Source organism: Agrococcus sp. SGAir0287, assembly GCF_005484985.1.
Taxonomy (GTDB): Bacteria; Actinomycetota; Actinomycetes; order Actinomycetales; family Microbacteriaceae; genus Agrococcus.
Map to the genome: position 1 here is coordinate 1,324,405 of NZ_CP027942.1, position 25,952 is coordinate 1,350,356.

Genomic DNA, 25,952 nt, shown 5'->3' on the forward strand with positions numbered 1-25,952 from the left:
GAGGGAACCCCATGCACCGATCCATGAAGGCGGTGGCAGGCATCGGCGCCTGCGCCGCGCTGCTCACCGGCTGCGCCTTTGGCGGCGGCGGCGGCACCCAGTCGTCCACCGACCCCGACGAGGAGGTGACGCTCACCTTCCAGTCGCTCGCGTTCCAGGATGCGACGATCCAGGCGACGCAGGACATCGTCGACGCCTGGAACGCCGACCACCCCGAGACGCAGGTCGAGGTGACGCAGGGCTCGTGGGACAACGTGCACGACCAGCTCGTGACGCAGTTCCAGGGCGGCGAGGCGCCGGACATCATCCACAACGAGGCCTCGGACATGACGGGCTTCGCGCAGGACGGCTTCCTGGCCGACCTCTCGCCGTACCTCTCGGACGACGTCGTCGACTCGGTGGGCGCGGGCATCTGGGACGCCGTGAGCATCGGCGACGAGGTCTTCGCCGCGCCCACGGTCATGCAGTCGTACGTCGTGTTCGCGAACACGGCCGCCTTCGAGGAGGCCGGCGTCGAGGTGCCCTCGGGCGACGCCCTGTCGTGGGACGATCTGCGCTCGACCGCCCAGCAGCTCACGGCGGACGGGCGCTTCGGCGTGGGCTGGGGCCTGCGCCAGCCGACGGCGCCGTTCATGAACCTCGCGCTCGGCTTCGACGGCACGTTCTTCGACGTCGCCGACGACGGCAGCGCGACGATCGACGTCGGCGAAGGCGAGCTCGCGGTGCCCGAGGCCGTGCACGCGATGGCCTACGAGGACGCCTCGCTGGACCCCGTGACGCTCACGCAGTCCGGCGGCGACGTGCTGCCCGGCTTCCTCGGGGGCCAGTACGCCATGTACGTCGGCGGCTCCTACCTGGCGCAGCAGATCGCCGACTCGGCGCCCGACGGCTTCGCCTGGACGGTGCTGCCCCCGCTCGCAGGCTCCGACGGCAGCGCGCAGGGCACGAGCCCGCAGACGCTCTCCGTTCCCGCCGAGTCCGAGCACGTCGACCGCGCGGCCGCGTTCATCGACTACTTCATGCAGGCCGACAACCTCGCCGCGATCGGGCAGGGCGACTGCCTCATCCCCGCGAGCGAGGCGGCGCGTGCCGAGCTCGAGGCGGCGACCGATGGGCAGACCGGCTGGTCCGAGATGCTCGCGTCCGGCGCGACGCTCGAGGCCGCACCGTTCCAGCTCGCCGCGGACTACCCGCAGTGGAAGGACCAGTACGCGACGCCCGCCTTCCAGGAGTACCTCGCGGGCACGATCTCGCTCGACGAGCTGCAGCAGCGGCTGACCGACGGCTGGGATCAGGTCGGGTCCTGACGGACGCCGGACCGCGCACGACACGACAGGACAGGAGCGAGGACGCAGTGGCACGATCGATTGAGGACGCCGCGACCGGCGCGCTCGCCGGCTCGGCGGTGGGCGACGCGCTCGGCGGCGCCGCCGAGGGCAACCCGCCCGCCGTGATCCAGGAGCGCTACGGCGGGACGATCGAGGGGATCGTGCCCCCGTTCCACGCGGACTGGCGCACGGCACGGCCCATCGCGCCGTACCACAAGGGCGACGGGCACGTCACCGACGACACCCTCATGACGGGACTGCTCGTCGACGTCTACGCCGAGGTGCGCAGGCATCTCACGGCGCACGACGTCGCCGAGCATCTCGTGCCGCGCATGATCCGCGAGGTCCGGTGGATCCCGGAGCTCGAGGCCGAGGCGCTGCCCCTGCAGCGCGTGTTCCTCGCGGAGAAGTGGCTCGTCGCGCGCCTGCACTACGGGCACGTCGACCCGCGCGAGGCCGGCGTCGGCAACGTCGTGAACTGCGGCGCGACGATGTACGTCGCACCGATCGGTCTCGTGAACGCGGGAGACCCCGCGGGCGCCTACGCCGAGGCGATCGACGTCGCCGGCGCGCATCAGTCGAGCTACGGCCGCGAGGCCGCGGGGGTCTTCGCCGCGGCGGTCGCGGCCGCGGCTGCGCCGGACGCGACGGTCGCGAGCGTCGTCGACGCGTCCCTCGCGCTCGCGAAGGACGGCACGCGCGCCGCCATCGAGGCCGTCGTCGAGGCGGCGTCGTCGCTGGACGGCTGGCGCGGCGACGGGCTCGCGGCGCTGCGCGACGCCGTGCGACCGTTCGACACGGTGGGGGACCACTACCGGCAGCCCGCGATGGATGCGCGGCTGCCGAGCCGCACCAAGGCCATCGAGGAGCTGCCGATCGCCTTCGGCATGCTCGTCGCGTGCGGCGGGGACTACCGCGAGGCGGTGCTGGGCGCCGTGAACTACGGGCGCGACTCCGACTCGATCGCCGTCATGGCGGGGGCCGTCGCCGGCGCGCTCGGCGGGGAGGCGGCGGTGCCTGCCGAGTGGATCGACGAGGTCGGCGCCGCGTCGCGACTCGACCTGCGCGCGCCGGGTGGCGTCGTCGCCGCCGTCGCACGCGAGGTGCTCGCGAGCGACGAGGCGCGGCTCGCCGCGCGCCGGTCGGTGGCCGAGCGACTCGGGATCGCCGCCTGATGCTGCGGCTGACCTGGACGCAGCCGGAGGACCTCGCCGCCCACGCGCTCGCCGCCGCGCGCCTCGACGGCGTCGACGTCGCCGATCTCGAGGCCGAGCTCGTCGCAGCGGGCGGATCGCTCGACGCGCCCGCATCCGGCGCGACGCCGACGCGAGCCTCGGATGCGCTGCGCGCGGTCGCGACGCGGGTCACGGCGGCGGCGTGCGCGCGACCGAGGCCGCGCGCGCTGCTCGAGGCCGAGCCCGACGAGTGGTCGGCCATGGCCGTCGCACCGCCATCCGTGCCCGTCGCGCCGGGGCTCGACGATCGCCTGCGCGGCGCGTGGCTCGGTCGCGCGATCGGCTGCCTCGTCGGCAAGCCCGTCGAGAAGATCCCGCGCGCAGGCATCCGCGCCATCGCGGAGGCCACGGGGCGATGGCCCGTGCGCGGCTACTTCACCGAGCGGGGGCTGCCCGACGCGGTCGCGGCCGCATGGCCCTGGAACCGCCGCTCACGGCCGACGAGCCTCGACGGCGTCATCGACGGCATGCCCGAGGACGACGATCTCAACTTCGCCGTCCTCGCCCTCGTCGCGCAGGAGCGGCACGGCGACGCGCTCACGACGGACGACGTCGCGCGGCTCTGGCTCGAGCACCTGCCGGCGGGCCGAATCTTCACGGCCGAGCGCATCGCGCTGCGCAACCTCCTCGCCGGCGACGAGCCCGACGTGGCGGCGGAGGCGGGCAATCCCTTCGTCGACTGGATCGGGGCACTCATCCGCGCCGACGCCTACGGCTGGGCGCATCCGGGCGACGCCGCACGCGCCGCACGGCTCGCCGTCGCCGACGCGCGCCTCACGCATCGCCGCGCGGGCGTGCACGGCGCCGCCTGCATGGCCGGTGCCGCGGCGGCCGCCGTCGCAGGCGCCGCACCCCCGGAGGCGATCGAGGCGGGGCTCGCCTGCGTGCCGAGCGGCTCGCGCCTGGCGGAGGCCGTGCGGCTCGGCCGCGACCTCGCCGCCTCCGACCTCGACGACGAGGCCGCGCTCGACGTGCTGCACGAGCGCTACGGCGCCCTGCACTGGGTGCACGTGCTGCACAACGCGGCCGTGATCGCCCTCGCGGCCATCCGGGGGGCTGACGACCTCGGCCATGCCGTCGGCCTCGCCGTCTCGGCGGGCTGGGACACCGACTCCGCAGGCGCGACCGTCGGCGGGCTCGTGGCCGCCCAGGGCACCGCGGCGATCCCGGCGCACCTCGCGGCTCCCATCCGCGGGATCTACCGCACGACCCTCGCAGGCTTCGACGGCGTGGCCTTCGACGCGCTCGCAGCACGGACGCTCGCCCTCGCACCGGTGCGCGCATGAGCGCCCACGACCCGGACGAGGCGGCGACGAACACGCTCGACCCGCTCGTGCCCCGGCTCATCGACCGCCCGACCCTCGTCCCGCCGGACAGCGGGCTCGACGCCGCCGCGTTCGACGTCGCGAAGATCCTCGCCGCGCCCGACGATCCGGACGCCTGGCCGGCCTGGCGGGCCGCGATCGCGCACCTCGCCGAGGATGCGCGCGCACGGCTCGCCCACGACGACGCCGCCTACGACGCGGTGCCGTGGGCGTCGCGCTGCCGCGTCGCCGCGCAGATCTGGCTGTGGGACGAGCGCCTCTACGACTGGCGCGAGCGCCGCTTCACCCCCGACCGCCTGCTCGCCGCCTACGCCGACGTCGGCGGGCTCGACGGGCTCGTCCTGTGGCACGCGTACCCGTGCATCGGCATCGACGATCGCAACCAGTTCGACTGGTACCGCGACGCGCCCGGGCTCGCCGAGCTCGTCGCCGAGCTCCGCGGGCGCGGCGTGCGCGTGTTCGTCGACTACAACCCGTGGGACACGGGCACGCGTCGGGAGAAGGACGCCGACGGCCGCACCCGCTCGGACGGGGAGGCGCTGCGCCGCCTCGCCGACGCGCTCGGCGTCGACGGCGTCTTCCTCGACACCCTCAAGCACGCCGACGAGGACTTCCTGCGCTGGATGGGCGGCGATCGCCCGCTCGCGCTCGAGGGCGAGTCTCGCGCGCCGACCGAGCGCCTGCGCGACCACGTCCTGTCCTGGGCGCAGTGGTTCGCAGACTCGACCGCGCCCGGCGTCATGCGCGCCCGCCTCGTCGAGCGCCGCCACATGCTGCACTCGGTGCGCCGCTGGAACCGCGACCACCACGAGGAGCTGCAGTCGAGCTGGATGAACGGCGTCGGCGTGCTCGTGTGGGACGCGGTCTTCGGCGTGTGGGTGGGCTGGAACGCCCGCGATCGCTCCACGCTGCGCCGCATGGCGCGCGTGCAGCGGGCGGCGCACGACCTGCTCGAGGCCGGCGCGTGGACGCCGCTCGGAGGTGCGACGGCGGCCGCCGCGGCCGACGGGGTCTACGGCTCGACGTTCCGGCTCGACGGCACGACGCTCGTGACGCTCGTGAACCGCGTCGACGTCGACCGCGAGGGCCCGTACCTGCCGGCGTCGTCGGGCAGCGCGTGGGACGTCACCGCAGGCGCCGCCGTGGTCGACGGCGTCGTGCGGATCCCCGCGCACGGCATCGCGGGCGTCGTCGTCGTGGAGGGGGAGGAGCCCGCCTGGCTCGCAGCGCTCGTCGCCGAGGCCGACGCCGACCGCCATGACCCGGACGCGTCGTTCCCCGCGCGGGAGGCCCGACTCGTGCCGCACGCTGCGAGCACGGGTGCGCCGCCGGCCGACGCCATCCGCATCGCACCCGGCACGCGGACGCACATGATCGAGTGGCGCCGACGCGAGACGGGGCTCGAAGGCGAGGCACCCTACGTCGAGGAGTGGAAGCCCCTGCCGCCGCGCCTGCACGACGTGCAGCGGCTCGAGCGAACCGTGACGCTGGGATCCGTGGCCGTCGCCGCGCGCCCCGTGACGGTCGGGGAGCTCGCCGCCTGGCGCGGCGAGCCCGCATCCGCCGACGCGGACGCCGCGGCGACGCGCGTCGACCTCGACGAGGCGCGCGCGTTCGCCCGCGATCGCGGCGCACGGCTGCCCACAGATGCCGAATGGCGCGAGGCCGCCGCCGATCCGGCATTCGAGCGGCCCGCGCCCACGCCGTGGGAGTGGACCGAGACGGAGCGCAGCGACGGGATCACGCGCCGCGTGCTGCTCGTCGGCGGCAGCGCGCGCGCCGTGGAGGGCTCCGACTGGTACGCCGACGGTGGCCCGCAGCCGCCCGAGCGCGTCCTGGCCTGGCTGCGCACCGGGCTCGACCGCAGCGACGCGATCGGCCTGCGCCTCGCCTGGGACCTGCACGCCGCCGATCGCGAGGAGCGAGCATGACCGGTCCGCTCGAGGGGGTGCGCGTCATCGACGCCTCGACGCTGTTCGCCGGGCCGCTCGCGGCGACGTTCCTCGGCGACTTCGGCGCCGACGTCACGAAGATCGAGCACCCCTCGCGACCCGACGCCGCGCGCGGCCACGGGCAGGCGAAGGACGGCGTCAACCTGTGGTGGAAGACGCTCGGACGCAACAAGCGCGCCGCGACGCTCGACCTGTCGACGCCCGACGGCGGCGACCTGCTCGTCGATCTCGCGCGTCACGCCGACGTGCTCGTCGAGAACTTCCGTCCCGGCACGCTCGAGCGCTGGGGCATCGGGCCCGATCGCCTGCTCGCGGCGAACCCGCGCCTCGTCCTCGCGCGCGTCACCGCGTTCGGGCAGACGGGACCGCTGGCGAGGCAGCCGGGCTTCGGCTCGATCGCCGAGGCGATGAGCGGCTTCGCCGCGCTCACGGGCGAGCCCGACGGCCCGCCCATCCTGCCGCCGTTCGGCCTCGCCGACGGCATCACCGCGCTCGCCACCGCCTACGCCTGCAGCATCGCGCTGCGGCACGCGGAGCGCACGGGCGAGGGGCAGGTGGTCGACATGGCCATCATCGAGCCGATCCTCATGCTGCTCGGCGGCGGCATCACCGCCTACGACCAGCTCGGCTACCTGCAGCCGCGCACCGGCAACCGCTCGGTGAACAACGCGCCGCGCAACGTGTACCGGACGCGCGATGGCCGCTGGGTCGCCGTATCGACGTCGTCGCAGTCGATCGCCGAGCGCGTCATGCGGCTCGTCGGGCGCCCCGACGTCGTCGACGAGCCGTGGTTCGCGACCGGCAGGGGTCGTGCGGCGCACGTCGACGAGCTCGACGACGCCGTCGCCGGCTGGATCGGCGCGCGCGACCTCGCGGAGGTCGTCGACGCGTTCGAGCGGGTCGAGGCGGCGATCGGCGTCGTCGACGACGTCGCGGGGGTCATGGCGAACCCGCAGTACGACGCGCTCGGCACGATCCTCGAGATCGACGACGACGAGCTCGGGCGCATGCGCATGCAGAACGTGCTCTTCCGCCTGTCGCGCACCCCGGGCGCCGTCCAGCACACCGGCAGGCGGCACGGGGCCGACACCGCCGCCGTGCTCGCCGAGGTGGGCGTGACGCCCGAGCAGCTCGCGGCGCTGCGGGAGCGGGGGATCGCATGACCGTCGCGCTCTACGTGCCGGGTGATCGACCCGATCGCTTCGCGAAGGCCGTCGCATCCGGCGCCGACGTCGTGATCCTCGACCTCGAGGATGCCGTGGCCGCCGATGCGAAGGCGACGGCAAGGGAGGCCGTGGACGCGTGGCTGGCCGAGCACGGCCCGGCGGGCCTCCAGGTGCGCGTCGCCGCCGGATCGAGCGACGACCTCGCGATGCTCGCCGTCCACGCCGTCGACGTGCGGCTGCCGAAGGTGCGCGGCGCCGCCGACGTCGACGCCGTCGTCGACCGGCTCGACCGACCGATCCACGCGCTCGTCGAGGACGCCGCCGGGCTGACGTCCCTCGACGAGATCGGCAGGCACCCGGCCGTCGCCTCGCTCGCGATCGGGGAGGCCGACCTGCGTGCCGATCTCGGCGCGTCGAGCGACGCGGTGCTGCAGCACGCCCGCATCCTGCTCGTCGTCGCGGCGCGCGCCGCCGGCCTCCCCGCGCCGCTCATGGCCGCCTACCCCGCGGTGCGCGATCTCGACGGCCTCGAGGCCGACTGCCGCGCGGGCGCCGCGCTCGGGTTCGGCGGCCGCGCCGCGATCCACCCGGCCCAGGTCGAACGCATCCGCAGCGCGTTCGCGCCCTCCGAGGACGAGGTCGCCTGGGCGCGGGCGACCCTCGACGCGCTCGGCGATGCGGGGGTCGCGACGCTGGGCGACGGCCAGATGGTCGACGAGGCGATGGCGCGTCGTGCACGAGCGATCCTCGCGCGGCTGCGCTGACGACGCCGCGACCGCGGCCGCCGGCGGCTCAGGCGCTCAGGCGGATGCGGTTCCCCCACGGGTCGTCGAACGCCAGCGCGCGGCCGTCGTCGGCGACGGCGACGCCGCGCGCCTGCAGGCGCTCGCGCGCGGCGCCGAGATCGTCGGCGCCCGGCACAACGACGTCGACGAGCCCGAGGCCCAGCGTGTCGTCGCGACGGCCGGCGCCCGCCGAGTTCCAGGTGTTCATCGCCATGTGGTGGTGGTAGCCGCCGGCGCTCACGAAGAGCGCCTGCGCGCCGTAGGACGCCGTCTCGGCGAACCCGAGCGCGTCCACGTAGAAGTCGCGCGCGGTGGAGACGTCGCCCACCTGCAGGTGCACGTGGCCGACGGTGGCTCCCGCGGGGATGCCTGCGACGTCCCTCGTGCCGAGGTGCTCGGCGACGAACGCGCGCGGGTCGAATCCCTCCGTGGTCATGTGGACGCGATCGCCCTGCCACCGCCACGTCTCGCGCGGTCGATCGACGTACAGCTCCACGCCGTTGCCGTCCGGGTCGACGAAGTAGAACGCCTGCGACACGTGGTGGTCGCCGACGCCGGCGAAGACCATGCCCGGCACCTGCGTCATGCGCACGACCGCCGCGGCGAGCGACGCGTGGTCGGGGTACAGCACGGCCGTGTGGAAGAGACCCGCGTCGTGCGGGTTCGGACCGCGCAGGTCCGGCGCCTCCTCGAGGCGCACGAGCGTCGCGCCGTCGACGCCGAGCTCGACGGCGCCGGGCGCGTGGCCGACGGGCTCGAGGCCCGGCCCGTCCTGGTACCAGCGCTCGAGGCGCGCGAGGTGGGCGGTGCGGAGGGTGACGGGACCCATGCGGGTCGCGTCAGGCAGCAGATCGTTCACATTCGAAGGAACGGCGCCGACGCCCTCCGCATTCCGCCGACCGCGAGCGTCATTCGGTCGCGCCCGGCACGTGCCGCTCGTCGGGGCCGTCGTAGGCCGACAGCGGACGGATGAGGGCGTTCGACGCGGCCTGCTCCATGACGTGCGCCGTCCATCCCGTGATCCGCGATGCGACGAAGAGCGGCGTGAACGTCGGGGTGTCGAAGCCCATGAGGTGGTAGGCCGGACCCGAGGGGTAGTCGAGGTTCGGATGGATGCCCTTCCGCTCCACGAACTCGCGCTCGAGCTCCTCGTACAGCGCCAGCATGTCCTGCGCGCCGTAGTGCTCGACGAGCCGGTCGAGGGCGGCGCGCATCGTCGGCACGCGGCTGTCGCCGTGCTTGTAGACCCGGTGGCCGAAGCCCATGATCTTGCGCTTCTCGGCGAGCGCCCGATCCAGCCACGTCGACACGTTCGACGCCTCGCCGATCTCGTCGAAGAGATGCATGACGGCCTCGTTCGCGCCGCCGTGCAGCGCGCCCTTCAGCGCGCCGATCGCGCCGACGACGGCCGAGTAGAGGTCGGAGGTCGTCGAGGTGATGACGCGCGCCGTGAACGTCGACGCGTTGAACGAGTGCTCGGCGTAGAGCACCATCGAGCGCCGGAAGGCGTCGACGACGACCTCCTCGGGCTCCTCGCCGAACGTCATCCAGAGGAAGTTCGCCGAGAAGTCGAGGTCGTCGCGGGGCTCGACGACGTCCTGGCCGCGGCGGCGGCGCTGGTCGTAGGCGACCATCGCCGGGATGCGCGCGAGCAGCCGCACCGACTTGTCGAGGTCCGACGTCGACGACGGGTCGTTCGCGTCGGGGTCGTTCGCGCCCGTCGCGGACACGGCCGTGCGCAGCACGTCCATGGGGTGCGCCGTCGTCGGCGCGCGGTCGATGAGCTCGCGCGTGAGCGGGTCGAGCGCGCGGTCGCCGCGCTCCTGCTCCTGCAGCGCCGCGAGCTCGGACCCGGTCGGCAGCTCGCCGTGCCACAGCAGGTGCGCGACGGCCTCGAACGACTGCGTGTCCGCGAGCTCCTGCACGGGGTAGCCGCGGTAGAGCAGGCTGTTCGTGTCGGGGTTGACCTTCGAGATCGCCGTCGTGTCGACGACGACGCCCGCGAGGCCCTTCTTGACGTCCTGGTCGGTCATGCTGCTCCCTTGCTCTCAGTCCTGCCTCGGTGCGCCGGGCACCTCGAAGTCGAACACGCCCGCGTCGAAGGCCGCGTACGCCTGGTAGTCGTTGAGCTCGTAGAGCCTCGCTCGAGTCTGCATCGTCGGCACCTGCGACGCCAGGGATCCCTCGGCGTCGAGCGCGTCGAGCGCCCGCTCGATCGCGCCGAACGCGACGCGCAGCAGCGAGACGGGGTGGATGACCATGTTCACGCCGACGTCCTCGAGCTGCTGCGCGGTCCACAGCGGGCTCTTGCCGAACTCGGTCATGTTGGCGAGGATCGGCACCTCGACGGCGGCGCGGACGGCGGCGAGCTCGTCGAGCGACGCCATCGCCTCGGGGAAGATCGCATCGGCGCCGGCGTCCTGCAGCGCCTTCGCGCGGTCGATCGCCGCGTCCAGGCCGTCGACGCCGCGCACGTCGGTGCGGGCCATGATGACGAGCCCGGGGTCGCGCCGGGCGGCGACCGCTGCGGCGATGCGCTGGGTGGCGGTCGCCGTCGACACGACCTCCTTGCCGTCGAGGTGCCCGCACCGCTTGGGGTTCACCTGGTCCTCGACGTGCAGGCCGGCGACGCCCGCATCCTCGAGCTCGTGGACCGTGCGCGCGACGTTCATCGGCTCGCCGAAGCCGGTGTCGGCGTCGACGAGCACCGGCAGCGACGTCTGGCGTGCGACCTGGTGGGCGCGCTGCGCGACCTCGGTGAGGGTCGTGAGGCCGATGTCGGGCAGGCCGAGCTCTGCGGCCATGACCGCGCCCGAGAGGTAGACGCCCTCGAAGCCCTTGGCCTCGATGAGCGCGGTGGACAGCGGCGTGAAGGCGCCGGGGAAGCGCTGGATGCGTCCCGACGCGAGGCCGTGGCGGAACGCCTGGCGCTTCGCGCGCGCGTCGACGGGGGAGGAGAGCATCAGAAGAGCCCGCTCGTCGTCGCCGGCGCGATGAGCCCGGCGGGAGCGACGACGTGCAGCTCGCGCACCTCGTCGACCGTGAGCTCCGGCAGGCGCTCGGCGAGCGCGACGAAGCGTGCGAGCTCGCTCGCCTCGACGACGCCGTCGGCGAGCGTGTGCAGCTTCTCGAGGTACTGCGCCCTGCCGAACGGCCGCGCGCCTGCGGGGTGCGCGTCGGCGACGGCGATCTCGTCGACGATGCGCTCGCCGCTCGTCAGCGTGATCTCGATGCGGCCGCCGAACGCCTTCCGGTCGGGATCGGGATCGTGGTACCGCGCGGTCCAGGCGGGGTCCTCGACCGTCGTGACCTTCTGCCACAGCGCGACGGTGTCGGGTCGGCCGGCGCGCTCGGGCGCGTACGAGTCGACGTGGTGCCAGCCGCCGTCCTGCAGCGCCACCGTGACGATGTACGGGATCGAGTGGTCGAGCGTCTCGCGGGACGCCGTCGGGTCGTACTTCTGCGGGTCGTTCGCGCCCGAGCCGATGACGTGGTGGGTGTGGTGGCTCGTGTGCAGCACGATCGAGGCGACGTTCGCGGCATCGCGCAGCTCGGGGCGCTCGCGTCCGAGGCGGCGCGCGAGGTCGATCCACGCCTGCGCCTGGTACTCGGCCGAGTGCTCCTTCGTGTACGTGTCGAGGATCGCGCGCTTCGGCTCGCCTGCGACGGGCAGCGGCACCTCGTAGCGCGCGTCCCAGCCGCCGAGCAGCCAGGCGATGAACCCGTCCTCGCCCTCGTAGATGGGCGTCGGGCTCGTCTGGCCGCGCATCGCGCGATCGACGGCCTCGACGGCCATCTTCCCCGCGAAGGCGGGAGCGTGCGCCTTCCACGTCGAGATCTCGCCCTTGCGGGACTGCCGCGTCGCGGTCGTCGTGTGGAGCGCCTGGCCGACGGCCTGGAAGATCGTCTCGGGCGCGAGGCCGAGCAGCGTGCCGATGCCGGCGGCGGCCGAGGGGCCGAGGTGCGCGACGTGGTCGATCTTGTGCTCGTGGAGGCAGATGGCGCGCACGAGGTCGACCTGGATCTCGTAGCCCGTCGCGATGCCGCGCACGAGCGCCGCGCCGTCGGCACCGACGTGCTGCGCGACGGCGAGGATCGGCGGGATGTTGTCGCCGGGGTGCGAGTAGTCGGCGGCGAGGAACGTGTCGTGGAAGTCGAGCTCGCGCACCGCGACGCCGTTCGCCCACGCCGCCCACTCGGGGCTCACGCGGTCGTCGACGCCGAAGACCGACGCGCCGGGAGCGTACGGATGGCGCTGCGCCTGCTCGCGTGCGGCCGTCACGGGGGCGCGCGTGAGGCTCGCGATCGCGACCGACGCGTTGTCGATCACGCGGTTCACGATCATCTCGGCGACGTCGTCCTCGACCGGGACGGGGTCGGCAGCGACCTCGGCGATGCGCCAGGCGAGCTGCCGCTCGCGGGGGAGGTGCTCGGCGCTGCGATGGGCGCGGAGGTGGTGGAGCTCGGTCATCGGATCCTCTCGGTGGCGCGGTGGTCGTCGACGGTCGCGGCGAGCTCGTGCTCGACGCTCGCGAGGGCGTGGTGGAGGTGGACGTGGGTCGCATGCGCGGCGAGGTCGCCGTCGCCGTCGGCGATCGCGCGAGCGATGAGCGCGTGCTCGCGCGCCGAAGCCGCGAGGCGAGCCGGGCGGTCGCGGGCGAGCCTGCGGACGCGGCCGAGGTGCGCGCGCACCGGCTGCAGCGCCCTGGCGAGGAAGTCGTTGGCGACGGCCTCCTCGATCGCGGCGTCGAGGTGGGCGACGCGGTCGTAGTACGCGCCGACGTCCTCGGTGGCATCGGCGCGCGCGAACGCCTCGGCGAGGGGCGCGAAGGCGGTTCGCGCCTGCTCGGGCCGCGCGGCGGCGAGGCGCGCGGCCGACTCCTCGAGCGCGCGTCGCACGGCGAAGAGGTCGCGGATGCGATCGAGGTCGAGGTCGGCGACGACGGTGACGCGCGGGCTGCGCTGCACGACGAGGCCCTCGGCCTCGAGCCGGTCGATGGCCTCCCGCAGCGGCGTCCTGCTGACGCCGAGCCGCGCGGACTGCTCGACCTCGCCGACGACGGCGCCTGGCGCGAGCGCGCCCGTCTCGATGTCGTCGCGCAGCGCCGCGTAGACCCGCTCGCTCGCGCGCATCGCATCCCCCGTCGGCCGGCCCGCCGTCAGTGCATGCATTCACGGGCGCTCGAGGGCAGGCTAGCGCGAATCGGCTGCACTGTGCATGCAGACGATGCATGCATCCAGGCGATGCCGTGCGTGCCGACGATCAGGCGCCGAGGTCGCGCTCGAGCACGGGCGCGAGCCGGAAGGGGATGAGCTCGCCCATCGACAGCCACGTCTCGGTGCGCTCGACGCCGTCGCACTGCAGGACGAGCCTGCTCACGCGGTAGAGGTCCTCGGCGTCCTTGCACACGCAGCGCACGAGCACGTCGGCCTGGCCGGCGATGCCGTGCGCCTGGACGACCTCGGGGATCTCGCGCAGCTGCGCGACGACGTGGTCGATCTTCGGCTGGTCGACGTGCGTCGCCATGAAGACCGTGAGGGGGTAGCCGAGGGCCTCGGCGTGCAGGCGCCGATCGAAGCCCTGCAGCGCCTCCGACGCCTCGAGCGCCTGCACGCGCGCCTGGACCGTGTTGCGGGCGAGGCCGAGCCGCTCGGCGATCGCGACGATCGTCGACCGGGGATGCTCGGTCATCGCGAGCAGGATCTTCCGATCGGTGTCGTCGACGATGCGCATGGCGTGCATCCTATGCCTCGGATGCCAGGTCGAACAGCATTCTGCGCAATCCGGCGCGTCGGGATTGCTCGATCTGCGCCGCCTCGCTACCGTGGCTGGACGCGGACCCGCACCCAGGACCGCGAGCGCTCACGAGGCGCGCCGGACGAGGAGGTCCACCATGTCGTTGATCGAAGACAGGTCGCTCACCGCACCCGCGCCGAACCCGGCGCTCGCGGCAGGACTCGACGAGCCGCTGACGGTGCTGCACCCCGACGGCTCGCGCCATGCGAGCGAGCTGCTCGATGCGCACCTGGGGGACGTCGACGAGCACGCGCTCACCGACCTCTACGTCGACCTGTCGATCCTGCGCCGCATCGACGCCGAGGCGTTCGCGCTCACCCGGCAGGGCGAGCTGCTGCTGTGGCCGCCGTCGCAGGGGCAGGAGGCCGCGCAGATCGGCTCCGGCCGGGCGCTGCGCGACACCGACTTCGTCTTCGGCTCCTACCGCGAGCACGGCCTCGCGTACCTGCGCGGCGTCGACCAGGGCGAGGCGATGCGCGTCTGGAAGGGCGTGCAGCAGTCGGGCTGGGATCCGATGGAGCACCACCTCGCCACCCCGCAGATCATCATCGGCGCGCAGTCGCTGCATGCGACGGGCTACGCGATGGCGTCGCGGCTCGACGGCTCCGACGACGTCGCGGTCGCCTACTTCGGCGACGGCGCGACGAGCGAGGGCGACGTGAACGAGGCCATGGTCTTCGCGAGCGCGTTCCAGGCACCCGTGATCTTCGTCTGCCAGAACAACCAGTACGCCATCTCCGAGCCCGTGGCCGTGCAGTCGGGCTTCCCGCTCGCCCTGCGACCCACGGGGTTCGGCATCCCGTCGCTGCGCGTCGATGGCAACGACGTGCTCGCGGTGCTCGCGGCGACCCGCATCGCCGTCGAGCGCGCCCGCTCCGGCGGCGGCCCGACGTTCATCGAGGCGATGACGTACCGCATGGGCCCGCACACCTCGACCGACGACCCGAAGCGCTACCGCTCTGAGGACGAGGTCGCCGCGTGGCGCGAGAAGGACCCGATCGTGCGCCTCGAGCGCCACCTCGAGGCGCTCGGCGCGCCGATCGACCGCATCCGCGAGGAGGCGCGGATCCGCTGCGACGCCGTCGCGAAGGATCTCCGCGCGGCCGTGACGGCGGTGTCCGTGCCCGACCACCGCGCCCTGTTCGACCACGTCTACACGACGCCGACCGCGCGGCTCGAGCGCCAGCGCGCCGAGCACGACGCGTTCGTCGCGAGCGTCGTCCCCGAGGAGCACGCATGACCGCCGTCGACGCCCAGGTCCGCACCGAGACGCTGCAGCTCGGCAAGGCCATCGGCGCCGCGCTGCACGACGCGCTCGAGGCCGACGACAAGGTCTTCCTCATGGGCGAGGACATCGGCCAGCTCGGCGGCGTGTTCCGCGTGACCGACGGCCTGCAGGCGACCTTCGGCCCGCAGCGCGTCATCGACTCGCCGCTCGCCGAGTCGGCCATCATCGGCACCGCCGTCGGCATGGCCTACCGCGGCTACCGGCCCGTCGTCGAGATCCAGTTCGACGGCTTCATCTACCCGGGCTTCGACCAGATCGTCGCGCAGGTCGCCAAGCTGCACTACCGCACCAAGGGTCGCGTGCGGATGCCCATGGTCATCCGCGTGCCGTACGGCGGGGATATCGGCTCGGTCGAGCACCACTCCGAGAGCCCCGAGTCGTACTTCGCCCATACCGCCGGGCTGCGCGTCGTGACCGCCGCGACGCCCCAGGAGGCGTACTCGACGCTCCGCGCAGCCATCGCGAGCGACGACCCGGTGCTCTTCTTCGAGCCCAAGTCGCGCTACTGGTCGAAGGGCGAGGTCGACCGCTCGATCGTGCGCGACCTCGACGCGGCGAGCATCCTCGTGCCCGGACGCGACGTGACGCTCGCCACCTACGGACCCGTCGTCCAGACGGCGCTCGAGGCCGCCGAGGCGGCAGCCGACGAGGGCATCGAGATCGAGGTCATCGACCTCCGCTCGATCTCGCCGCTCGACGTCGACACCGTCGTCGCGAGCGTCGAGCGCACCGGCAGGCTCGTCGTCGCGCACGAGGCGCCGAAGGAGGCGTCCGTCTCGTCGGAGCTCGTCGCGAGCGTCGCGGAGCGCGCCTTCGCGTCGATGCAGGCGGCGCCCGAGCGCGTCACCGCCTACGACACGCCGTACCCGCCGAGCGCGTTCGAGGAGTCCTACCTGCCGAGCGTCGACCGCATCCTCGACGCCGTCGATCGCACGCTCGGCCGCAGGCACTCCCGCTCGACCGAGCCCGCCGCCCAGGGAGGCGCACGATGACCACGTTCAAGCTGCCGGACCTCGGCGAGGGACTCACGGAGTCCGAGATCGTGCGCTGGCTCGTCGCCGAGGGCGACACCGTCGAGCTGAACCAGATCCTCGCCGAGGTCGAGACGGCGAAGGCGGTCGTCGACCTGCCGAGCCCCTACGCGGGCACGGTGCGCAGGCTGCACGCCGCCGAGGGCGAGACGATCGCCGTCGGCGCGCCGCTCATCGAGTACGACGTCGAGGGCGCCGAGCCCGCAGCAGCGCCTGAGGCGCCGGCGCCCGAGGCACCGGAGCCCGAGCAGCAGCCCGCTCCGGCGCTGCCGGTCGAGGACCGCGCCGGCGAGCAGGCGGCGAAGCCCGCGCAGGAGCGAGTGAGCGTGCTCGTGGGATCCGTCAAGCTCGGCTCGGGCGCGCGGGCGACGCGTCGTCGTCGCACGTTCGAGCCCACGCCCTTCGTCCGCGACGAGCGCCGCCCGGTGCGCGCGTTCCCGCCGGTGCGTGCGCTCGCCAGGCAGCGCGGCATCGACCTGTCGAGCGTCGAGCCGACGGGGGAGGGCGGCGTCGTCACGCGTGCCGACCTCGACCGCGTCGGCAGCGCGACGCCTGCGGCCGCCACGGCGCCGGCGCGCGCCTCGCGTCGCGAGCGCGTCTCCGGCCTGCGCAAGCACACGGCCAAGGCGATGAGCGACTCCGCCTTCACGGCGCCGCACGCCGCCGTCTTCCTGCAGGTCGACGTCACCGAGACGCGCGAGCTCGTCGACGACCTGCGCGCACGCGCTCGCGGCGGCGACGCACCGACCTTCCTGTCGATGGCGTGCCGCGCCATCCTGCTCGCCGCGGCGCGCACGCCGGAGGTCAACAGCACCTTCCACGCCGACGCCGGCGAGATCGAGGTGCACGGCGCGGTCAACCTCGGCATCGCCGTCGCGACCGACCGCGGCCTCGTCGTGGCGAGCGTCGACGACGCCGACCTGCTCGACGCCACCGAGCTCGCCGTGCGCATCCGCGAGCAGGCCGAGAAGGCCCGCGAGGGGCGGCTCAGCCCCGCCGAGCTCACGTCGTCGACCATGACGGTGTCGAACGTCGGCGTCTTCGGCGTCGACGGCGGCGTGCCGATCCTCAACCCCGGCGAGTCCGTCATCCTCGCGCTCGGCACCGTGCGGCGCACGCCGTGGGAGCACCGCGGCGAGATCGCGCTGCGCGACGTCATGCAGATCACGGTGTCGTTCGACCACCGCGTGCTCGACGGCAAGGAGGCGAGCGCCTTCATCGCCGACGTCGGCGCCCTGCTCGAGCACCCCGGGCTCGCGCTCGCGAGGCGCTGATGGAGCGGCTGACGACGTCGGTCGACGCGGGCTCGCCCGAGGGCGCGGCGCGCGCCGAGGCCATGCGCGCGCTCGTCGACGACCTGCGCGCGCGGCTCGAGACGGTCGCACTCGGCGGGCCCGAGCGGTCTCGCGAGCGGCACGTCGCCCGCGGCAAGCTCCTGCCGCGCGAGCGCGTCGAGCGGCTCCTCGACGTCGGCAGCCCCTTCCTCGAGGTCGCGCCCCTCGCCGCGACCGGCATGTACGACGACGAGGCGCCGGCGGCGGGGGTCATCGCCGGCATCGGCCTCGTCGCCGGTCGCCACGTCATGGTCGTCGCGAACGACGCGACCGTGAAGGGCGGCACGTACTTCCCCATGACGGTGAAGAAGCACCTGCGCGCCCAGGAGATCGCGAGCGAGAACCGGCTGCCGTGCGTCTACCTCGTCGACTCGGGTGGCGCCTTCCTGCCGATGCAGGACGAGGTCTTCCCCGACAAGGAGCACTTCGGTCGCATCTTCTACAACCAGGCGCGGATGAGCGCGGACGGCATCCCGCAGATCGCCTGCGTCATGGGCTCGTCCACGGCGGGCGGCGCGTACGTGCCCGCGATGAGCGAGGAGACGATCATCGTGCGCGAGCAGGGCACGATCTTCCTCGGCGGTCCGCCGCTCGTGCAGGCCGCGACGGGCGAGGTCGTGTCGGCCGAGGACCTCGGCGGCGGCGAGCTGCACACGACGGTGTCGGGCGTCGCCGACCACCTGGCCGACGACGACGAGCACGCCCTGCGCATCGTGCGCGACATCGTCGCGACCCTGCAGCCGAGCCCCGCGCCGCCCTGGGAGGTGCTCGCTGCCTCCGAGCCCGCCGTCGACCCCGCGACGCTCGCCGCGGCGGTGCCCGTCGACCTCCAGACGCCGTACGACGTGCGGGAGATCATCGCGCGCCTCGTCGATGGCTCCGAGCTGCACGAGTTCAAGGCCGGCTTCGGCACGACGCTCGTGACCGGGTTCGCGCGCATCTGGGGCCATCCGGTCGGCATCGTCGCGAACGACGGCGTGCTCTTCTCCGAGTCGGCGCAGAAGGGCGCGCACTTCATCGAGCTGTGCGACCAGCGCGGCATCCCGCTCGTGTTCCTGCAGAACATCGCCGGCTTCATGGTGGGCAGCGAGTACGAGCGCGGCGGCATCGCGAAGCACGGCGCGAAGATGGTGACCGCCGTCGCGTGCGCGCGCGTGCCCAAGCTCACCGTCGTCGTCGGCGGCTCGTTCGGCGCCGGCACCTACTCGATGTGCGGCCGCGCGTACTCGCCGCGCTTCCTGTGGCTGTGGCCGAACGCGCGCGTGTCGGTCATGGGCGGCCAGCAGGCCGCATCGGTGCTCTCGACCGTGCAGCGCGCGAACGTCGAGGCGCGCGGCGGCTCGTGGAGCCCCCAGGAGCAGGAGGCGTTCGAGGCGCCGATCCGCGAGCAGTACGAGCGGCAGGGATCGCCGTACCACTCGACCGCGAGGCTGTGGGACGACGGCGTCATCGACCCCGCCGACACGCGCCGCGTGCTCGGCCTCGCCCTCGACGTCGTCGGCCGCGCGCCGATGCCCGACGTGCGCTACGGCGTGTTCAGGATGTGATGGCAGTGCTGCAGAAGGTCCTCATCGCCAACCGGGGCGAGATCGCCGTGCGCATCGCGCGCACGCTCGACAGGCTCGGCATCGCGTCCGTCGCCGTCTACTCCGACGCGGACGCGAACGCGCCGCACGTGCGCGCCGCGGGCGAGGCCGTGCGCCTGGGCCCCGCCGACGCGCGCAGCTCGTACCTCGCGATCGACAGGGTGATCGCGGCGGCGCTCGAGACCGGCGCCGACGCCATCCATCCCGGCTACGGGTTCCTCGCCGAGTCGGCCGCCTTCGCGCGCGCGTGCGCCGACGCGGGCATCGTCTTCGTCGGGCCGACGCCCGAGGCCATCGACACCATGGGCGACAAGATCCGTGCCCGCGCGGCCGTCGAGGCGCGCGGCGTCGCCACCGTGCCGGGCATCGCCGAGCCGGGGCTCGACGACGCGGCGCTCGTCGCGGGCGCCGAGCGCGTCGGCTACCCCGTCCTCGTGAAGCCGTCGGCGGGCGGCGGCGGCAAGGGCATGCACCGCGTCGACGATCCCGCCGACCTCCCTGCGGCGCTCGCGCAGGCGCGGCGCGAGGCCGCCGCCGCGTTCGGCGACGACACCCTGTTCGTCGAGCGCTTCGTCGCGAACCCGCGCCACATCGAGGTGCAGGTGCTCGCCGACGCGCACGGTCGCGTCATCCACCTCGGCGAGCGCGAGTGCTCGCTGCAGCGTCGGCACCAGAAGGTGATCGAGGAGGCGCCGAGCGCCCTGCTCACGCCCGAGCAGCGCGCCGCGATCGGCGAGGCGGCGTGCGAGACGGCGCGCTCGGTCGGCTACGTCGGCGCGGGCACCGTCGAGTTCATCGTCTCGGGCGACCGGCCCGACGAGCCGTTCTTCATGGAGATGAACACGCGCCTGCAGGTCGAGCACCCGGTGACGGAGGCGGTGACGGGCGTCGACCTCGTCGAGCAGCAGCTGCGCATCGCCGCGGGGGAGCCGCTCGCGCTGCACCAGGAGCAGGTGCGGCTCGAGGGCCACGCGATCGAGGCGCGCGTGTACGCGGAGGATCCCGCGGCAGGCTTCCTGCCGACCGGCGGCGACGTGCACCTGGCCCGGTGGCCGCATGCGCCCGGCGTGCGCGTGGACGCCGGCATCGAGGACGGCTCCGTCGTCTCGTCGAGCTACGACCCGATGCTCGCGAAGGTCGTCGCGCACGCATCCACGCGAGCGGCCGCCATCGAGCGCCTCGACGCGGCGCTCGCGGCGACGCACGTGCTCGGCGTCACGTCGAACGTGCCCTTCCTTCGCGCGCTGCTCGCGGAGCCGGCCGTCGTGCGCGGCGACCTCGACACGGGCCTCATCGACCGCGAGGCCGAGCGGCTGGCAGCCCGCCCGACGACCGCCGAGGCGCTCGCGCAGGCGGCGCTCGTGCTGCTCGACGCGGCACCGGCGCGCTCCGGCGCCTGGCATGCCGACGGCTGGCGGCCGACGGGGGCGCGCGGCGCGAGCGTCCGGCTCGCCGACGGCGACGGCACGGCCGTCGTGACCCTGCCGCCCGGCGGCGATCGGCGCTCGGGATCCCTCGGGTTCGTCGGCGGCCACGCGCCGCCGCTCGACGTCGACCTGCGCGTCGAGCGCGCGGACGGCAGCGTCGAGCATCCGCGGCTCGCGCGACCGGTGGCGACGCACGTGACCGACGACGGCGACGTGTGGTTGGCCCTTGCCGACGGCGACCGGCTCGTGGAGCGCGCGCGTCCCGTCGCGCGCGCCCGCGGCGGCGCCGCCGCCGCGCCGACGCTCGCGTCGCCCATGCCCGGCACGGTCGTCGCGGTGCACGCCGCCGACGGCGACGTCGTCGCCGCCGGCCAGCCGCTCGTGAGCGTCGAGGCCATGAAGATGGAGCACGTGCTGCGGGCGCCGACCGATGGGGTCGCGCGCATCCACGTGCACGTGGGGGAGACGGTGCGTCGCGGCCACGAGGTCGCGGCGGTCGAGCCGTCCCCGAGCGAGGAGGCGGCATGAGCGAGCGACGCATCCGGCAGCGCGGGCTGTGGTTCGACGAGTTCGAGGTCGACGCGATCTACGAGCACCGCCCCGGTCGCACGATGACCGAGGCCGACAACGTGCTCTTCACGACGCTGACGATGAACACGCAGTCGCTGCATCTCGACGCGGCGTGGGCCGAGGGCACCGAGTTCGGCGAGCGCCTCGTCAACTCCATGCACACGCTCGCGACCCTCGTCGGGCTGTCGGTCGCGCAGCTCACGCAGGGCACGATCGTCGCGAACCTCGGCTTCGCCGACGTGCGGTTCCCCGCGCCCGTCCGGCACGGCGACACCCTGTACGCCGAGACGCGGGTCGTCGACGCGCGACCCTCGTCGTCGCGGCCCGGGCAGGGCGTCGTGACGCTCGAGCACACCGGACGCAACCAGCGTGGCGAGGTCGTCGCCATCGCGACGCGAACGGTGCTCATGCAGGGGCGGCCCGCTGCCGACGTCGAGCAGGGGAGCGCGTCGTGATCTTCGAGATGGGCCCGGCGCTCCTGTTCTGCCCCGGCGACCGGCCGGATCGCTTCACGAAGGCTGCCGAGCGCGCCGACGCCGTGATCCTCGACCTCGAGGACGCCGTCGCGGCGTCCGCGAAGGACGCCGCGCGCGCCGCGATCGCGGGCGCCGACCTCGATCCCGCCCGCACGATCGTGCGCGTCAACGCCATCGACGAGGGGGTGCTCGCCGCCGACCTGGACGCCGCGCGCAGCGCGGGCATCACGACGATCATGCTGGCCAAGACGGAGTCCGCGAGGCAGCTCGACGCGCTCGAGGGCTTCGCGGTCGTGGCGCTGTGCGAGACCGCCGCGGGCGTCGTGCACGCGCTCGACGTCGCGGCGCACCCGAGCGTCGTCGCCCTCATGTGGGGCGCCGAGGACCTCGTCGCGTCGATCGGCGGCTCCTCGAGCCGCGACGAGACGGGCGCCTACCGCGCCGTCGCCACCCACGCGCGCAGCCACGTGCTGCTCGCGGCCGCCGCGTGCGGCAAGCGCGCGATCGACGCCATCCGCACCGACATCGCCGATCTCGACGGCTGCCGCGCCGAGGCGCTCGACGCCGCCGGCTCCGGCTTCTTCGCGAAGGCGGCCATCCATCCGTCCCACGTCGCGCCGATCCGCGAGGCGTTCGCACCCTCCGCCGACGAGGCAGCCTGGGCGCAGCGCGTGCTCGCCGCCGCCGACGCGCAGCCCGGCGTCTTCTCGTTCGAGGGGCGCATGGTCGACGAGCCCATCCTGCGCCACGCGCGCACCGTGCGCGCCCGCGCCGCATCCAGCCCCCTGCGCACCCAGCAGGACACCACCACCGACGTGCCACGAGCACCCGAGGAGGCATCATGACCGCCATCGACCACCAGGTCACGACCAGCGAGCTGCCGGTCGACGGCACCGAGCTGCTCGAGCCCGAGCTGCAGCGCCTCGCCGCCGAGGTGCGCGCGTTCGCCGACGACGTCGTCGCGCCCGCGAGCTACGAGTACGACACGCAGCGTCGCCTGCCGATCGAGATCATCCGCCAGATGGGCGCCATGGGGCTCTTCGGCCTGCCGCTGCCCACCGAGTACGGCGGCCAGGGCAAGTCGTATCTGCACCTGTGCGTCGCCGTCGAGCAGCTCGCGCGCGTCGACCAGTCGATCGCCGTGACGCTCGAGGCCGGCCTCGGCCTCGGCGCGATGCCGATCTACCGCTTCGGCACCGAGGAGCAGCGACGGACCTACCTGCCGAGCCTCGCGCGCGGCGAGGGCCTCGCCGCCTTCGGCCTCACGGAGGCGGGTGCCGGGTCCGACGCGGGTGCGACGCAGACGCGCGCCGTGCTCGAGGACGGGTGGTGGACCATCGACGGCACGAAGCAGTTCATCACGAACTCCGGCACGCCCATCACGAACGTCGTCACGGTCACGGCCGTGACCGGCGAGAAGGAGGGGAAGGACGGCAGGCGCAAGCCCGAGCTGTCGACGATCATCGTGCCCGTGCCCATCGAGGGCTTCACGGCGCTGCCCGCCTACGACAAGGTCGGCTGGCACACGTCCGACACGCATCCGCTCGTCTTCGACGGCGTGAAGGTGCCGGAGGCGAACCTCCTGGGCGAGCGGGGTCGCGGCTTCGCGAACTTCCTCTCGGTGCTCGACGAGGGACGCGTGGCGTTCGCGGCGCTCTGCGTCGGTGCCGCGCAGGGATGCCTCGAGCAGGCCATCGCGCGCGCGAAGGAGCGCGTCGTGTTCGACCGCCCGATCGGCGACAACCAGCACATCGCCTTCACGATCGCCCGCATGCAGTCGCGCGTCGCCGCGGCTCGTGCCGTCATGCACGACGCGGCGCGACGCATCGACGCGGGCATGCCGTTCACGAAGCAGGCCTCGCTCGCGAAGCTCATCGGCTCGGAGGCCGCGATGGCGAACGCCGCCGACGCGACGCAGATCTGGGGCGGCTACGGCTTCATGAACGAGAACGTCGTCGCCCGTCACTACCGCGACGCGCGCATCCTCACGCTCGGCGAGGGCTCGACGGAGGTGCAGCTCGCGATCATCGCGAAGCAGCTCGGCTTCGAGAAGGCCTTCGGCTGAGCCGGGCTCGCGCGCGCCGCTCGTGCCTCGCCCGCGCGGCGGCGATGCTTCGGTATCGTCGCCGCGGATGGGCGGGAGGCGCATGGGACGGCATGGCGGGCTGCAGCACGGGCCGCGGCACGAGGACGACGGCCACGACGACGACCCGGCGCTCGACGCGGAGGTGCGTCGGCGCGAGCGGCTGCGCGACCGGCTGACTCGCCGCGACGACCGTGCCGCGCACGACGCGCCGCACGGACACGCCCACGGGCCCGTCGCGCCCACGACGCCGCGCACGAGGGTCGTGCTCGCGGCGCTGCTCGGGCCGCTGCTCCTCGTCGCCCTCGTCGGCATGGCGCTGCTGTGGCCGCACGAGGACGAGATGCCCGCGTCCCTGCCGTTCGCGGCCGCCGGCGCCGAGGTGCTGCAGGTCGAGGCGACCGGCTCGCCCGATCCGGCGTCGCAGATCGTCGACGCGACGCTCGACGGCGAGGCGATCACCGTCACGGTGCCCCCCGAGGTCATCGACTCGATCGGCCCTGGCGACCAGCTGCGCGTGCTCTACATCCCCGAGGCAGCGCTGTACGGCAGCCCGTACGTCTTCGTCGACTTCGCCCGCGAGATCCCGTTGTGGATCCTCGCGATCGCCTACCTGCTCGTCGTGGCGCTCGTCGCGCGTTGGCGGGGGCTCGCGGCGATCGCCGGCCTCGTCGGCGCGGGCGCGATGATCCTGCTCTTCACCCTGCCGGCGCTGCTCACGGGCCAGCCGGGGCTGCCGGTGGCGCTCGTGACGAGCGCCGTCGTCATGTTCATCGTGCTCTACGTCGCGCACGGCTTCACGGCGAGGACGTCGACCGCCCTGCTCGGCACGCTCATCGGGCTCGCGTTCACCGCGGCGATCGGCTGGATCGCGACGCAGGGCACGAGCATCACGGGCACGGCGACCGAGGACTCGCGACTGCTGCTCATCCGTGCCGACCTCGACCTGCAGCAGGTCTTCCTGTGCGGGCTCGTGCTCGCCGGCATGGGCGTGCTCAACGACGTGACGATCACCCAGGCGTCCGCGGTGTGGGAGCTGCGCGCGGCCTCGCCGCTCGCGTCGCGCGCCGAGCTGTTCGCGCGCGCCATGCGCATCGGCCGCGACCACATCGCCTCGACGGTGTACACGATCGCGTTCGCCTACGTCGGCGCGGCGCTGCCCGTGCTCATGATCATGGTGCTGACCGACTCGCCGGGCAACGTCGGGTGGACGACGGGCCAGGTCGCGGAGGAGATCGTGCGCACGCTCGTCGGATCCATCGGCCTCGTCCTCGCCATCCCGATCACGACCGCGATCGCGGCGGTCGTCGTGCCGTCGCCGCAGGAGCTCGAGGAGGTCGAGGAGGAGGCGGCGATCGACGCGACGACGGGCGACGTCGAGGTCGTCGACGTGCTCGCCGTCGAGTCCGGCGGGGGCCTGCGCGCCGACGAGCGCCCCGACCCTGCCGCCGAGGACGAGGTCCGCAGGCAGCGCTGAGGGCGCGCCCGCCCGGCCGTCGCAGGCGCGCCGGTCTACGATCGTGACGCTGGTCGCCGCGGGAGCGACGGAGAAGGAGTCGTGCGGTGACGCAGCAGCAGGTCGTGCCGGTGCTCGAGGTCGGGGGCACGCACGTGACCGCGGCCCTCGTCGACCTCGCGTCGCACGGCGTCCTCGCCGAGCATCGCGGGCACCCCGACGCGCACGGCACGGCCGAGTCGCTCCTCGGGGCGTGGATCGACGCCGCGAGGCTGCTGGGGCCCGTCGAGGGCGACTGGGTCGTCGCGATGCCCGGCCCGTTCGACTACGCCTCTGGCGTCGGCCGATTCCGCGACGTGGGCAAGTTCGACAGCCTCGACGGCGTCGACGTGGGCACGGCGCTGCGTGCGGCCCTCGACGCCGACGTGCGCTTCGTGAACGACGCCGACGCGTACGGGCTCGGGGAGTGGTTCGCCGGGGCGGCCCAGGGCTCCAGCCGCGCCGTGCTCCTCACGCTCGGCACGGGCCTCGGGAGCGCGTTCGTCGCCGACGGCGTGCCCGTCGACGACGGCGACTCGGTGCCGCTCGACGGCGAGATCCACTTCGCGACGCTGCGCGGCCTGCCCATCGAGGAGGTCGTCTCGCGGCGCGCGCTCATGGCGGCGGGCATCGCTGCGACGGGCGTGGAGCGCGACGTGCATGAGCTCGCGATCGCCGCGCGCGGCGGCGAGGCCGCGGCCTCATCCGTGCTCGCGAGCGGGTTCGCGGCCGTGGGCGAGGTCATCCGTCCGTGGCTCGAGCGGTTCGACGCCGAGGTGCTCGTGATCGGCGGGTCGATGTCGCGCTCGTGGGATCTCGTCGAGCCCGCGGTGCTCGCGGGCCTCGACGGCTGGAGCGGCCGGCTCGAGCGCGCCGCGCTCGGCGACACGGCTCCGCTGCTCGGTGCCGCGTGGTTCGGTCGGGGCGTGGACGTGGTGTAGTCTCGTAGGGTTGCTTCGGCAGCACGGGTCTGTGGCGCAGCTGGTAGCGCACCTGCATGGCATGCAGGGGGTCAGGGGTTCGAGTCCCCTCAGATCCACCAACCACGAGAGCCCCGCCGGTCGGCGGGGCTCT

Annotated in this window: 22 protein-coding genes and 1 tRNA gene; 17 read left to right on the forward strand and 6 right to left on the reverse strand. The window is 74.0% G+C overall.

All coding sequences use genetic code 11. The annotated features are described in order from the left end of the window. Positions 1-11: 11 nt before the first annotated feature. From C1N71_RS06300 to C1N71_RS06325, 6 genes are read left to right on the forward strand one after another with little or no spacing between them, the layout of a single operon-like run. Positions 12-1,307 (forward strand): ABC transporter substrate-binding protein, encoded by a 1,296-nt coding sequence (locus tag C1N71_RS06300; RefSeq protein WP_137755624.1) that lies wholly within the window; start codon positions 12-14, stop codon positions 1,305-1,307. 47 nt (positions 1,308-1,354) lie between these two features. Next, entirely contained in the window at positions 1,355-2,503 is a 1,149-nt protein-coding gene (locus tag C1N71_RS06305; RefSeq protein ID WP_254678124.1) for an ADP-ribosylglycohydrolase family protein, read from the forward strand. Continuing rightward, entirely contained in the window at positions 2,503-3,849 is a 1,347-nt protein-coding gene (locus tag C1N71_RS06310; RefSeq protein ID WP_175414130.1) for an ADP-ribosylglycohydrolase family protein, read from the forward strand. The genes C1N71_RS06305 and C1N71_RS06310 overlap by 1 nt, the downstream gene beginning before the upstream one ends. After that, on the forward strand, positions 3,846-5,819 hold the full coding sequence (locus C1N71_RS06315; RefSeq protein WP_137755625.1) for an SUMF1/EgtB/PvdO family nonheme iron enzyme: 1,974 nt from the start codon (positions 3,846-3,848) through the stop codon (positions 5,817-5,819). Before C1N71_RS06310 ends, C1N71_RS06315 begins: the two co-directional genes overlap by 4 nt. Next, positions 5,816-7,003: a CaiB/BaiF CoA transferase family protein gene (locus tag C1N71_RS06320; protein ID WP_137755626.1), complete on the forward strand. Its 1,188-nt coding sequence runs from the start codon at positions 5,816-5,818 to the stop codon at positions 7,001-7,003. Before C1N71_RS06315 ends, C1N71_RS06320 begins: the two co-directional genes overlap by 4 nt. Beyond that, positions 7,000-7,770 (forward strand): HpcH/HpaI aldolase/citrate lyase family protein, encoded by a 771-nt coding sequence (locus C1N71_RS06325; protein WP_137755627.1) that lies wholly within the window; start codon positions 7,000-7,002, stop codon positions 7,768-7,770. Before C1N71_RS06320 ends, C1N71_RS06325 begins: the two co-directional genes overlap by 4 nt. 28 nt (positions 7,771-7,798) lie before the next feature. Here the strand turns inward: C1N71_RS06325 and C1N71_RS06330 are convergent, their stop codons facing one another. The 6 genes from C1N71_RS06330 to C1N71_RS06355 form a co-directional block, all read right to left on the reverse strand. Then, on the reverse strand, positions 7,799-8,620 hold the full coding sequence (locus tag C1N71_RS06330) for a VOC family protein (protein WP_137755628.1): 822 nt from the start codon (positions 8,618-8,620) through the stop codon (positions 7,799-7,801). A 79-nt stretch (positions 8,621-8,699) separates the two neighbouring features. Further along, entirely contained in the window at positions 8,700-9,824 is a 1,125-nt protein-coding gene (locus tag C1N71_RS06335) for a bifunctional 2-methylcitrate synthase/citrate synthase (RefSeq protein ID WP_137755629.1), read from the reverse strand. 15 nt (positions 9,825-9,839) lie between these two features. Beyond that, positions 9,840-10,754: a methylisocitrate lyase gene (gene prpB / locus C1N71_RS06340; RefSeq protein WP_137755630.1), complete on the reverse strand. Its 915-nt coding sequence runs from the start codon at positions 10,752-10,754 to the stop codon at positions 9,840-9,842. Beyond that, entirely contained in the window at positions 10,754-12,262 is a 1,509-nt protein-coding gene (locus C1N71_RS06345) for an MmgE/PrpD family protein (RefSeq protein ID WP_137755631.1), read from the reverse strand. The genes prpB and C1N71_RS06345 overlap by 1 nt, the downstream gene beginning before the upstream one ends. Continuing rightward, on the reverse strand, positions 12,259-12,924 hold the full coding sequence (locus tag C1N71_RS06350) for a GntR family transcriptional regulator (protein ID WP_137757230.1): 666 nt from the start codon (positions 12,922-12,924) through the stop codon (positions 12,259-12,261). The genes C1N71_RS06345 and C1N71_RS06350 overlap by 4 nt, the downstream gene beginning before the upstream one ends. Positions 12,925-13,054: 130 nt before the next feature. Further along, positions 13,055-13,525 carry an Lrp/AsnC family transcriptional regulator gene (locus C1N71_RS06355; protein WP_137755632.1) on the reverse strand — a complete coding sequence of 157 codons (471 nt, stop codon included), beginning with the start codon at positions 13,523-13,525 and terminating at the stop codon, positions 13,055-13,057. A 160-nt stretch (positions 13,526-13,685) separates the two neighbouring features. Between C1N71_RS06355 and C1N71_RS06360 the strand changes: the two genes are divergently transcribed. The 11 genes from C1N71_RS06360 (at position 13,686) to C1N71_RS06410 (ending at position 25,920) form a co-directional block, all read left to right on the forward strand. Beyond that, positions 13,686-14,828 (forward strand): thiamine pyrophosphate-dependent dehydrogenase E1 component subunit alpha, encoded by a 1,143-nt coding sequence (locus C1N71_RS06360; protein ID WP_137755633.1) that lies wholly within the window; start codon positions 13,686-13,688, stop codon positions 14,826-14,828. Beyond that, positions 14,825-15,868: an alpha-ketoacid dehydrogenase subunit beta gene (locus C1N71_RS06365; RefSeq protein WP_137755634.1), complete on the forward strand. Its 1,044-nt coding sequence runs from the start codon at positions 14,825-14,827 to the stop codon at positions 15,866-15,868. The genes C1N71_RS06360 and C1N71_RS06365 overlap by 4 nt, the downstream gene beginning before the upstream one ends. Then, positions 15,865-17,181, forward strand: a complete 1,317-nt coding sequence (locus C1N71_RS06370) for a dihydrolipoamide acetyltransferase family protein (RefSeq protein WP_137755635.1) — start codon at positions 15,865-15,867, stop codon at positions 17,179-17,181. The genes C1N71_RS06365 and C1N71_RS06370 overlap by 4 nt, the downstream gene beginning before the upstream one ends. Then, positions 17,181-18,788 (forward strand): carboxyl transferase domain-containing protein, encoded by a 1,608-nt coding sequence (locus C1N71_RS06375; protein WP_137755636.1) that lies wholly within the window; start codon positions 17,181-17,183, stop codon positions 18,786-18,788. Before C1N71_RS06370 ends, C1N71_RS06375 begins: the two co-directional genes overlap by 1 nt. Beyond that, positions 18,788-20,782 carry an acetyl/propionyl/methylcrotonyl-CoA carboxylase subunit alpha gene (locus C1N71_RS06380; protein ID WP_137755637.1) on the forward strand — a complete coding sequence of 665 codons (1,995 nt, stop codon included), beginning with the start codon at positions 18,788-18,790 and terminating at the stop codon, positions 20,780-20,782. Before C1N71_RS06375 ends, C1N71_RS06380 begins: the two co-directional genes overlap by 1 nt. Then, positions 20,779-21,279: a MaoC family dehydratase gene (locus C1N71_RS06385; RefSeq protein WP_137755638.1), complete on the forward strand. Its 501-nt coding sequence runs from the start codon at positions 20,779-20,781 to the stop codon at positions 21,277-21,279. Before C1N71_RS06380 ends, C1N71_RS06385 begins: the two co-directional genes overlap by 4 nt. Next, positions 21,276-22,145 (forward strand): HpcH/HpaI aldolase/citrate lyase family protein, encoded by an 870-nt coding sequence (locus C1N71_RS06390; RefSeq protein ID WP_302630604.1) that lies wholly within the window; start codon positions 21,276-21,278, stop codon positions 22,143-22,145. Before C1N71_RS06385 ends, C1N71_RS06390 begins: the two co-directional genes overlap by 4 nt. Further along, on the forward strand, positions 22,142-23,365 hold the full coding sequence (locus C1N71_RS06395; protein WP_137755639.1) for an acyl-CoA dehydrogenase family protein: 1,224 nt from the start codon (positions 22,142-22,144) through the stop codon (positions 23,363-23,365). The genes C1N71_RS06390 and C1N71_RS06395 overlap by 4 nt, the downstream gene beginning before the upstream one ends. Positions 23,366-23,447: 82 nt before the next feature. Further along, positions 23,448-24,860 carry a YibE/F family protein gene (locus tag C1N71_RS06400; RefSeq protein ID WP_175414131.1) on the forward strand — a complete coding sequence of 471 codons (1,413 nt, stop codon included), beginning with the start codon at positions 23,448-23,450 and terminating at the stop codon, positions 24,858-24,860. Between the two features lie 86 nt (positions 24,861-24,946). Continuing rightward, a complete protein-coding gene (locus tag C1N71_RS06405) occupies positions 24,947-25,819 on the forward strand; it encodes an ROK family protein (protein ID WP_254678125.1) in 873 nt (290 codons plus the stop codon). A 25-nt stretch (positions 25,820-25,844) separates the two neighbouring features. Further along, positions 25,845-25,920 (forward strand) — tRNA-Ala (locus tag C1N71_RS06410). Positions 25,921-25,952 lie beyond the last annotated feature (32 nt).

Excerpts from the sequence above, each read along its gene's own strand:
- C1N71_RS06300 (WP_137755624.1), top strand. The coding sequence starts at position 12 with ATGCACCGATCCATGAAGGCGGTGGCAGGCATCGGCGCCTGCGCCGCG.
- C1N71_RS06310 (WP_175414130.1), top strand. The coding sequence starts at position 2,503 with ATGCTGCGGCTGACCTGGACGCAGCCGGAGGACCTCGCCGCCCACGCG.
- C1N71_RS06315 (WP_137755625.1), top strand. The coding sequence starts at position 3,846 with ATGAGCGCCCACGACCCGGACGAGGCGGCGACGAACACGCTCGACCCG.
- C1N71_RS06320 (WP_137755626.1), top strand. The coding sequence starts at position 5,816 with ATGACCGGTCCGCTCGAGGGGGTGCGCGTCATCGACGCCTCGACGCTG.
- C1N71_RS06325 (WP_137755627.1), top strand. The coding sequence starts at position 7,000 with ATGACCGTCGCGCTCTACGTGCCGGGTGATCGACCCGATCGCTTCGCG.
- C1N71_RS06330 (WP_137755628.1), bottom strand. The coding sequence starts at position 8,620 with ATGGGTCCCGTCACCCTCCGCACCGCCCACCTCGCGCGCCTCGAGCGC.
- C1N71_RS06335 (WP_137755629.1), bottom strand. The coding sequence starts at position 9,824 with ATGACCGACCAGGACGTCAAGAAGGGCCTCGCGGGCGTCGTCGTCGAC.
- prpB (WP_137755630.1), bottom strand. The coding sequence starts at position 10,754 with ATGCTCTCCTCCCCCGTCGACGCGCGCGCGAAGCGCCAGGCGTTCCGC.
- C1N71_RS06345 (WP_137755631.1), bottom strand. The coding sequence starts at position 12,262 with ATGACCGAGCTCCACCACCTCCGCGCCCATCGCAGCGCCGAGCACCTC.
- C1N71_RS06350 (WP_137757230.1), bottom strand. The coding sequence starts at position 12,924 with ATGCGCGCGAGCGAGCGGGTCTACGCGGCGCTGCGCGACGACATCGAG.
- C1N71_RS06355 (WP_137755632.1), bottom strand. The coding sequence starts at position 13,525 with ATGCGCATCGTCGACGACACCGATCGGAAGATCCTGCTCGCGATGACC.
- C1N71_RS06360 (WP_137755633.1), top strand. The coding sequence starts at position 13,686 with ATGTCGTTGATCGAAGACAGGTCGCTCACCGCACCCGCGCCGAACCCG.
- C1N71_RS06365 (WP_137755634.1), top strand. The coding sequence starts at position 14,825 with ATGACCGCCGTCGACGCCCAGGTCCGCACCGAGACGCTGCAGCTCGGC.
- C1N71_RS06370 (WP_137755635.1), top strand. The coding sequence starts at position 15,865 with ATGACCACGTTCAAGCTGCCGGACCTCGGCGAGGGACTCACGGAGTCC.
- C1N71_RS06375 (WP_137755636.1), top strand. The coding sequence starts at position 17,181 with ATGGAGCGGCTGACGACGTCGGTCGACGCGGGCTCGCCCGAGGGCGCG.
- C1N71_RS06380 (WP_137755637.1), top strand. The coding sequence starts at position 18,788 with ATGGCAGTGCTGCAGAAGGTCCTCATCGCCAACCGGGGCGAGATCGCC.
- C1N71_RS06385 (WP_137755638.1), top strand. The coding sequence starts at position 20,779 with ATGAGCGAGCGACGCATCCGGCAGCGCGGGCTGTGGTTCGACGAGTTC.
- C1N71_RS06395 (WP_137755639.1), top strand. The coding sequence starts at position 22,142 with ATGACCGCCATCGACCACCAGGTCACGACCAGCGAGCTGCCGGTCGAC.
- C1N71_RS06400 (WP_175414131.1), top strand. The coding sequence starts at position 23,448 with ATGGGACGGCATGGCGGGCTGCAGCACGGGCCGCGGCACGAGGACGAC.